Raw genomic sequence first — 6,225 nt, 5'->3', positions numbered from 1 at the left:
GCCCGCCACAATCCCGCTTTCGCCGATGTCCACTCGGAAGCGCTGCCGGACGCACCGCGCATCGTGCTGGATGTCGACCGTGCAAAAGCGTATGCGCTGGGGGTGTCGTTCGACAGGATCGGCGATGCGCTCGGCAATACCTTCGGCTCGACGTACATCGACGACTTCCCGTCCGGCGGCCGGATGCGCCGCGTGATGATCGCCGCCGATGCGTCTTCGCGCATGACCGAAGCCGATCTCATGAATCTCTCGGTGCGCAATCTTGCGGGGCAGATGGTGCCGTTGTCGTCGGTGGCATCGCTCCACTGGACGACCGGTCCTTCCGTGCTCACGCGCTACAACGGCTCGCCTTCACTCGATGTCAGCGGCCGCCCGGCCAACGGCGTGAGCTCCGGCGCGGCGATGGCCGAAATGGAGCGCCTCGCGCAGATGCTGCCGGTTGGCGTCGGCTTCGACTGGACCGATACCGCGCTCGAAGAGACCCGCGCGGCGCGGCTCACGCCGGTGCTGATCGGCTTATCGCTGCTGGCCGTGTTCATGGCGCTGGCCGCGCTCTACGAGAGCTGGACCATTCCGCTGGCGGTGCTGACCATCGTGCCGCTCGGCATGATCGGCGCGGTGATCGCGATGTACACGCGCGGCATGCCGAACGACGTGTATTTCAAGGTCGGCATGATCACGGTGATCGGGTTATCGGCGAAAAACGCGATCTTGATCGTGCAGTTCGCCCGCACGCTTCACGCCGATGGCATGGCGCTGGCCGAAGCCATCGTCGCTGCTGCAAGCGCCCGCTTCCGGCCAATCGTGATGACATCGGCGGCATTTTTGCTGGGCGTCACGCCGCTGCTCGTGTCGAGCGGCGCCGGGGCGGAAAGCCGGCGTTCGATTGGCACCGGCGTGTTCGGCGGCGCGATCACCGCGACCGTTCTCGGGCTCGTGTTCACGCCGCTGGCGTTTTTCATCGTGGTATCGGTGCAAAGATTCATGCAGCGCAAATTCATGTCGATAACCCGCGAAAAACCATCGGCCAGCATCGAACTCGACGACCTGCCCCGCGCCGATATCCAGGGTTCGCGCGAGAGCTGACCGGGCGGCCGCACCGCTTTCCCAAACTCCCGTCGCAACGACCTATGATTGCTACAATCCGCGTTTAACGCGTTCGCCGGAGGTTGGAATGGCCTATCCCGCGGGTACAGTCGCCGCGCTCAGTTCGGCGGCGGCGACGGTGTTTTCCATCGGCATCGTGTTCCTCGGGTACTGGGGCATCCACGAATCAACCCAGTGGCATTTCGCCGATGTCACCGTGGCCATCCTTGCACTCGGCGGCTTCATATGCCTGGGTCTGGTGCCCTGGCTCGCCACCTCCCCCGTCGCCCACCCCGACGACGACTCCCTGATACGCCATGCGCGGCACGCCTTTCTGGCAGGCGTGGGCGCGCTTTGGCTGGCAATCGTCGTGTCGATTTTCACGTGAATATCCGCCTTTGACCCGCCCTCCGTTCAATATGAAGATTCGCCCCGCACAAGTGATCGAGCTCGTGGTGAATCTGCTGCTGCCCTGGCTTGCTTACAAACTCGCGTTGCCGTATTGGGGTGAGCTTGGGGCGCTGTATGCATCGGCGGTGCCGCCGATTGTCTGGAGCCTTGCCGAGTTTGCGAAGAACCGGCGGGTCGATGCCCTGAGCGTGCTGGTGTTGATCGGCATTGCGCTGTCCATCGTGCTGATGGCGCTTGGCGGCAGTCCGCGCCTCTTGCTGATGCGTGAATCGATGGCATCCGGCGCCATCGGCCTTGCGTTCCTGCTATCGCTCGTCGCGCGCCGGCCGCTGACGTTCTACCTCGCACGGGCGACGGTGGCACGCGAATCCGATGGCGGCGCCGAGCGCTTCGAGACACTGTGGGAGAGCCGGCCTCAATTGCGCCGCTCGATCCGCTTGATGACGTTTGCGTGGGGACTGGGGCTGACCGGCGAGAACCTGCTGCGCGCGTGGCTTGCGTGGCATTGGCCGATCGAACGCTTCCTGCTGGTGTCGCCGTTTATCGGCTATGGGATTTATGGCGGCTTGACGGTGTGGACGATCATTTATCGCAAGCGGATGAAAGCGCGCGAGGCGGCCGCACCGGCAACGCCGGTTCAATCGTGAACCCGCGCAAATAAAAAACGCGCGCCTGCCTGTTGGGCAAAGCGCGCGTTTAGTTCGAAGCGACTTCTTATTTCAAGCCGCTTGCTGCTGATACTGGATCCGATGCAGGTTCGCGTACAGCCCGTTGTGCCGCAGCAATTCGGCGTGACTGCCCTGCTCGGCGATCTTGCCCGCGTCCATCACGAGGATGCGATCCGCGCGCTCGATCGTCGATAACCGGTGCGCGATGACCAGCGTCGTGCGCCCTTTCATCAGGGTTTCCAGCGCTTCCTGGACGTGCCGCTCGGATTCGGAGTCGAGCGCGGACGTCGCTTCGTCGAGGATCAGGATCGGTGCATCCTTGTAGATGGCGCGCGCAATCGCAAGCCGCTGGCGTTGGCCCCCCGAGAGCCGCATGCCGTTGCCGCCTACGCGTGTCTCCATGCCTTCGGGCATGGCGTCGACCACGTCCGCCAGATTTGCCGCGGCGAGCGCCGCTCTCACGCGTTCGCGGTCCGGCGTCTGGCCATACGCGACATTGGCGGCGATCGTGTCGTTGAAGAGCACCACGTCCTGGCTCACCATCGCCATTTGGCTGCGCAGGTCGTGAAGGCTGTATTCGGGAAGCGCCACGCCGTCGACCATGACCGCGCCGCCGGCCGGGTCGAAGAAACGCGGCAGCAGGTTGACGAGCGTTGTCTTGCCGCTGCCCGATGCACCCGCCAGCGCCACCATCTCGCCCGGCGCGACCTTGAACGACACGGCATCGAGCGTAGGCGCGCCGCTCGTTCCATAGCTGAACGACACGTCGCGGAATTCCACTTCGCCGCGCGCGCGCTGCAAGGGACGGCCGCCGCCTTCGGGCTCGACGGGTTCATCGATCAGACCGAAGATCAGCTCGGCCGCCGTCATGCCGCGCTGCAGCGGCTGGTTGATGTCGATCAGGTGTTTGAGCGGCGAGATCACCAGCAGCATGGACGTGACGAACGCGACGAAACCGCCGACCGTGGTCTGGTCGTTCGCCGACTGCACGACGGCGATGGTGATCACGATCGCCAGCGCAATCGATGCGAGGAATTGCGTCAGCGGCTGGGCGAGACCGCCCGACACCGTCATGCGCATGGAGTAGCCGCGCAGCCGGTTGCTCATGTCGGTGAAGCGGTCGTTTTCGTACTTCTGGCCGTTATGCACCTTCACGACCTTGTAGCCGCCGACCGTTTCTTCAACGATGTACGACAGCTCGTTCGTGAGCAACTGATGCTCGCGGTTCAGGCGGCGCAACCGCCGGTTGATCTTGCTGACCAGCCAGCCGATAGCCGGCAGGATCACCGCGATCACGAGCGTCAGGCGCCAGTTGAGGATGAACAGATAGCCGAGCAGGAAGATTACCGTCAGCGAATCGCGCACGAGCGTCACGACAACGCTTTGCAGCACGTTCAGGATCTGGTTCACCTCGAACACGATCGCGTTGATGATCGTACTGGCCGTTTCGCGCTGGAAAAAACCGGCGCTGGTGTTGATCATCCGGTCGAACATCTTGAGGCGCAGTTCGAGCAGGATCTTGTTGGTGACGTACGAAAGCAGGTAGCCGGACGCATACTGCATGCCGCCGCGCACGACCGCGAGACCGACAACCGCAGCGGGCACGATCCACTTGGCGCTCGCGCTGCCGTTCGCGCCGAAGCCGTGGTCGAGCAGCGGTTTGAGCAGCATCGGGATACCGGCTTCGCTGGCAGCGACAAAACCCATCGCAATCAGGCCGAGCGTCACGATGCCGAGGAGCGGCTTGATGTATGGCCAGAGCCGGGTCATGACGGCGGCGGGCGATGTGGTCTTGCCGCCGCCAATCGTTTTGCTCAAGGTTGGCTTTTGACTCAAAAGTTGTTTTCCTGGTTGGTGCATGGGCGGGCGCGCACGGGACTTGGCCGCTCGCACGGCGCCTGTGCTTTTGTGCTCTTGCCCTGACTCTGCCCTGTGCCGGTTCGGCAAACCGGTATTGTAATGCGGTGGGGTGCTCTGTCTCATTAACACCCTCGGCGCTTCGCCACGGCTATTTTTGGAGAAGCTCAGAAACGCGGCTAACACATACGGCGCACGATCATCGCTGGTCGCCGTTGCGCGCTTTCGGAACCATTCCAGCCAGCTTTTCCCCCTGCCCCATCAGGAAGCCGGAAAAACACCAGAATGCAAGTGCCGTCGTCTGCCACATGAAGTCATCGGTGGAATTTTTCGCGATCATGCCCACCGCCAGCGCTATTCCCGCAGCGCTCACCCATGGCACCGCGTGCCGCAGACGCCAGAAGCGCCAGATCAACGCCAGCAGCAACGAAATCTCCAGCACCACGCCGACAATGCCCGTCTCGAGCCACGTGTTCAGGAAAAGGTTATGCGCGTGCGTCAACGCCTGCGGCTCACGCTCCAGCAAGCTCGGCGGAATTTCCGCCTGAAAGACGCGTCCCGGCAAAGGCTTGCCAAAACCAACGCCCGTCCACGTGCGCGCCTCGCCCTCCCGCCCGTAGAACGCCCACAGTTTGGGACGGGTATCGGAGGACATCGCGTCGCCGATACCCGCCAGTGCCTCCGGCATGTACACCTTGTCGCCGGCAACCGTGACTTCGCGCGCCACCGGTTTCGGCATGTTGTGACCGAGACGCAAACGCACGCTCAGCTCGAGCGTTCCCACCGCCGCGACGCAAATCACCAGCACGCTCACCGCCGCAAGGAACAAATGCTTCCGATACAGCGGGTAAGCCGCGACCACGAGCGTGACACCCGCAGCCGGCCAGAAAAACCGATTGAGCGTCGCCAGGCCGATGACCAGCGCCAGCACAATGCCGCTCAGCCCGAAAAGCCGCCAGCGGCGATCCATCAGGAAGCCGGTGAAAAGGGTTATCGAGAAGATGGCGAGCGTGCTCGTGTGGCCAACCCGGTTGTAGTAGTGAAGAAGGACATCGGCGGGATTGGTGGGCGGCTGCAGGCGGCCCCAGTAATACACACTGCCGGCCGCGAGCAGCAGGCACGCAACCCAGTTGATCAGCACGATCTGCTGCGGCCGCTCCGTGCGTGTGCCGACGAGCCAGAACGCCAGGAAAGACACGAGCGGATACAGCACTTCGTCGAGCCACGCATGCATGCTGTCGCGCGGAAACGGCGACCACGAGACGGATATCAGCGCCCAGGCGCCCCAGGCCGCTATAGGCAGTACCAGCGGCCAGCGCAACGGCGATGGCCGGTCAGGCGAAAACGCCGCGGCAAGCGTGCCGATCCCCACAAGTCCCAGCGACAGGTTTTCGAGCGCGGTCATGTGGGCGAACATCGCGACAAACATAATGACTGGACACGCCACCCACAGGACGCGTTCCACCTTCACGCACATCTTCGTCATTGCACTCCCGGAAGAGCCGCCCGCAAGCTTTTGCAGACGGCCTCAAGCGATATAAAGCCCATGCAGTCGGCATGGTCGCCGCGCCATGCGACGCACGTCGATGTATTGCGATCACAGCGGCGGGCCCACGCCACGTACCGCCTGAAAATATCGGGCTGATCACGGCACGGCATGTCAGCGATAGTAACCGGCGTGAACGGCGCATCGCGCCAGTAGTTTCCCGCGCCATGGATCAGTGCGTTGCCCGGCCCGAACAGCGCGATGGTCGGCACGCCGGTCAGACGTCCGAGATGAGCCACGCCGGTATCAGGGCAGACGATCGCCCGCGCACCGGCGAACATATGCCACACCTGACGCAAATCGATACGGCCGGCAAAGCTCGCATACCGTCCGGCGGGATCGATTGCGTCGATCAACCCGGTTTCGCTGGGGCCGCCGCTCCATACCGGCCTGAGCCCGAGCGTTTCCACATAAGCCGCCAGCGCGCGCCAGCGCTCATCGGGCCAGCGCTTGACGTCGGTGCTCGCGCCTGGATGCAGCACCACGTAAGGTTGCTGCAAGATGCGTGCATCGTCTTCCGCGAGCGCCGCAGGCGCCGGAGCTGGCCAGTCCTCCGTCCGATATGCCCGCGGCGGCGGCCCGTCGATCAACCCGGCGGCAATATCGGCCCACGCGCCCGGATGGTCCGGATAGGGCACGGCCTGGTTGAGCGGCCAG

At 63.8% G+C, this 6,225-nt stretch carries 6 protein-coding genes; 3 read left to right on the top strand and 3 right to left on the bottom strand.

What is annotated here, in order from left to right:
- From ACFFAR_RS21955 to ACFFAR_RS21945, 3 genes are all read left to right on the top strand, one after another.
- On the top strand, positions 1-1,086 hold a 1,086-nt coding region (locus ACFFAR_RS21955; RefSeq protein ID WP_375508462.1), incomplete at its 5' end, for an efflux RND transporter permease subunit.
- A gap of 88 nt (positions 1,087-1,174) precedes the next feature.
- The gene (locus ACFFAR_RS21950; protein WP_061998981.1) at positions 1,175-1,474 is read left to right on the top strand and encodes a hypothetical protein; all 300 of its coding nucleotides are present in this window, start codon (positions 1,175-1,177) and stop codon (positions 1,472-1,474) included.
- 31 nt (positions 1,475-1,505) lie between these two features.
- Positions 1,506-2,144: a VC0807 family protein gene (locus tag ACFFAR_RS21945; RefSeq protein WP_174364536.1), complete on the top strand. Its 639-nt coding sequence runs from the start codon at positions 1,506-1,508 to the stop codon at positions 2,142-2,144.
- A gap of 72 nt (positions 2,145-2,216) precedes the next feature.
- On the opposite strand, the gene msbA is transcribed toward ACFFAR_RS21945, so the two are convergent.
- The 3 genes from msbA to ACFFAR_RS21930 all read right to left on the bottom strand — a co-directional run.
- The gene (gene msbA, locus ACFFAR_RS21940; protein WP_236873419.1) at positions 2,217-3,935 is read right to left on the bottom strand and encodes a lipid A export permease/ATP-binding protein MsbA; all 1,719 of its coding nucleotides are present in this window, start codon (positions 3,933-3,935) and stop codon (positions 2,217-2,219) included.
- Positions 3,936-4,221: 286 nt separating this feature from the next.
- Complete coding sequence (locus ACFFAR_RS21935) at positions 4,222-5,508, bottom strand: O-antigen ligase (RefSeq protein ID WP_075360525.1); 1,287 nt, start codon at positions 5,506-5,508, stop codon at positions 4,222-4,224.
- The coding region (locus tag ACFFAR_RS21930; protein WP_375508461.1) for a glycosyltransferase family 9 protein at positions 5,505-6,225 on the bottom strand (721 nt) is incomplete at its 5' end. The genes ACFFAR_RS21935 and ACFFAR_RS21930, both read right to left, overlap by 4 nt.

It is taken from the genome of uncultured Caballeronia sp. (assembly GCF_964243625.1).
Taxonomy (GTDB): domain Bacteria; phylum Pseudomonadota; class Gammaproteobacteria; order Burkholderiales; family Burkholderiaceae; genus Caballeronia.
Note: the sequence above shows the minus strand (reverse complement) of the source record. Positions and strands in the feature narration are given on the sequence as shown.